At 43.2% G+C, this 2,137-nt stretch carries 2 protein-coding genes; both read right to left on the minus strand.

Translation table 11 applies throughout. The features are described from left to right. On the minus strand, positions 1 to 1,433 hold a 1,433-nt coding region (locus NWQ57_RS16420), incomplete at its 3' end, for an adenosine deaminase (RefSeq protein WP_306023247.1). Positions 1,434 to 1,484: 51 nt separating this feature from the next. Beyond that, complete coding sequence (locus NWQ57_RS16425) at positions 1,485 to 1,988, minus strand: hypothetical protein (RefSeq protein WP_306023248.1); 504 nt, start codon at positions 1,986 to 1,988, stop codon at positions 1,485 to 1,487. Between the last annotated feature and the right edge of the window lie 149 nt (positions 1,989 to 2,137).

Genomic DNA, 2,137 nt, shown 5'->3' on the forward strand with positions numbered 1-2,137 from the left:
GCATAACGCTGACAAATAAAACCCCGTTTTTCAGCCTTAGTGGCTTTTAACAGTGACATACCTTGGTGTTTGAAGTCTTTGACAAATTTGTCAACTCTCGCCTCGTACTGCCCTAACAATCGCTGCTTAGTGGCTTCATCCACAAAACTGTATTTCAGCGAGTTTTCTCCCAGTTTTACGAGCTCTTGCCATGACAAATTAAATTCTTTAACGGCGATAAAGTATTCATCGGTCATGGTGGAATCCCACATACCTCTGTCGTCGGTTGATAAGGCAACGGGAATACCCGTGCGTAAGTATTCAGGAAAAGGATGCTGTTGGTAGTCATCAACGTATTCGAGCAATAAATTACTGACTAAATTAATTTCAACTAGCGCTTGACCATTGCGCATCAATAACAAGGTTTGCGGATCATCAATTAAGTTAAGCCCGTGCCCAATGCGCGTCGCACCCAGCAGTAAGGTATCGCGCACATGAAAATTGGGTTCGTCGACTTCACCCGCATGGATCGACAAATCAATAGCCGGCAAGCTTGAGCGAAGTTTACGCAAAGTAGGCAAAAAACGCAGCGGATAGCCTTTGTCGTTATCTTCACGGCCCGCCATATTAATGCCCACGTATAGGTCGCGATGCTTGTCTACAAATCGGTAAATCCATTCTAACTGCTGCTCGGCATCCGGCGTAAAACGTAACAATGTGTATTGCAGGCGGGCGGTAACCCCAGAACTTCTCGCATCTTTTTGCGTTAAGCGTTTGCGGTAAATATCTACCACTTGTTCGGCAGAAAACGACGTGCCGTCGGCGCGTAGCATATTACGCGCACCAATTTGGGTTTCAAGATACACCACGTTTTCTTGACCCAAAGCTTGCATGTTTTTAACTAACATCTCGGCTTGAATATAAGGGTTGAACATTAACTCATTCAAACGGGGCCAATGTTTTTCAAAAAATTCGTTACGCCCTTCGTTCGACTTATCTAATCGTATGCTATTTAGCCAACCTTGTTTTTCAGACGCGCTCAGGTCACTGAGTAATTTGTATTGGGACTGCTCGCACTCACTCAGTTGTTGATAGTGGCTGTGCTGGATATTGCGAAAAGCCAAAAAATCGCCGATAGACACGTATTCAGTGCTATTGTCATTTTGGCACGAGTGAGCAAAAAGTTGCGTATAATAGCGATACCCGCCGTTGCGTTTTGGCTCACTCGCTAATTCAAACCACCATTCACTAAAATTTGAACCGCCCAAGTGATGATGTAAATCGCCGCCTTTTGGCAGCAAATATAAAAAGTTGTATAGCTGCTCTGAGGTAGCCTGTTGTTTGAACGTTTCAAACCACAGCGCAGGAATAGGCTGGCTAGCCTGCACTAAGCCACTGAACACTACGCAACTCATCAGCATCAAGCCATGTAATTTTTTAACTATTTTTTTCATTGTATTTACCTAGGCTTTGTTATTTGTACTTTTATTGAAGATGTACTGGTTTTACTCACTTTCTAAACGTAGCACGTCCCATCCCCATTCTGATGTAGGTAAAGCAAGGTGATGGGCAAATTGCTGGTATTCTCGTTTACCGAGAGCGTGTACTACCGTTTTAAATTGCGCTTTTGCTTTTATGGCGCGTACCTGTAATAGGTCTAAACGTTTTTCAGCATTATCATCAAATAGCTTATCCCTAATGCTGGCGATTTTTTCACTTGCCAGATAAAAATCTATCACGTATTCAATCAATCTAAGGTAAACCGACAGAATGCGTTTATTTTTGATGGGCAGGGCTAAACCAAATTTTTCTACTTCAGCCACAAATACCAGTTGGCTATAGTCTTGTGCTATCAGGCTGAGGTTTTGTATTGCAATGCAGAATTGTTTTAGCAAATTCACGTAGGCCTGAGGCACCACGTGATTAGCCGCTTGCAACTTACCACTGTAATCAGCCAATTCAGTACAAACCATATCAAGAGAAACCAATTGGCGAGTCAGCGTTAACATTTACTTCCTGATAATTAAGACAAAAAAACGAACTGGCCTTAGTGTGCCATAAACTGTCGGGCAAGGGATAACCATCACGTGAAGTTTATCTCCACAGCCAGCGAGAGTAGAACTGTCATGTCGATTACCCTTCCCAATTAAACAGCCGG

The organism is Paraglaciecola sp. (assembly GCF_030730205.1).
Classification (GTDB): Bacteria; Pseudomonadota; Gammaproteobacteria; order Enterobacterales; family Alteromonadaceae; genus Paraglaciecola.

Excerpts from the sequence above, each read along its gene's own strand:
- NWQ57_RS16425 (WP_306023248.1), bottom strand. The coding sequence starts at position 1,988 with ATGTTAACGCTGACTCGCCAATTGGTTTCTCTTGATATGGTTTGTACT.